Annotated in this window: 1 protein-coding gene; it reads right to left on the reverse strand. The window is 70.0% G+C overall.

Translation table 11 applies throughout. The features are described 5' to 3' along the window. Positions 1 to 485, reverse strand: a 485-nt coding sequence (locus tag DVK06_RS16920; protein WP_121601127.1) for an aminodeoxychorismate/anthranilate synthase component II, incomplete at its 3' end; no start/stop codon positions are given. Positions 486 to 624: the final 139 nt, after the last annotated feature.

A 624-nucleotide genomic window follows, 5' to 3' on the forward strand; every position in this document is an offset into this window, starting at 1 on the left:
GTCACCGCTAACTCGGGGGGCACGTCGTCGTGTTCGACCGCGAGCGAGTGGTAGCGGCCGACTTCGATTCGGTCGGGCAGCCCCGAGAAGACGCCCGCGCCGTCGTGTTCGACGAGCGAGGGCTTCCCGTGGACGACGTGGGGCGCGTGGCCGACGCGACTCCCGAGGGCGGCACACAGCGACTGGTGGCCGAACCAGACGCCGAGCGTCGGGTAGTCGAGGTCGCGGAAGACCGACACCGAGACGCCGGCCTCCGCGGGGGTGCCGGGTCCGGGCGAGACGACGATGCCGTCCGGGTCGATGTCGCGCACGTCGTCGGTCGAGAGCGCGTCGTTGCGATAGACGAGCACGTCGTCTGAGCCGTCCGAACTGCTCCCATCCGCGCTCTCGTCACCACCCCGCGCCTCGGAGACCGCCTCGCCGACGTACTGCACGAGGTTGTAGGCGAACGAGTCGTAGTTGTCGACGACGAGGATGCGCGTCATCGCTCCGTCCCCACGGTCATGTTCGCGCGCTCGCCCAGCGCCTCGTCGATGGCGGTGATGAGCGCCCGAGCCTTCGCCAGCGTCTTGTCGTACTCGCGTTGGGGGTCCGACTCGTGGACGACGCCCGCACCCACGCGGA

Source organism: Halorubrum sp. Atlit-28R, assembly GCF_003665955.1.
Lineage (GTDB): Archaea > Halobacteriota > Halobacteria > Halobacteriales > Haloferacaceae > Halorubrum > Halorubrum tropicale.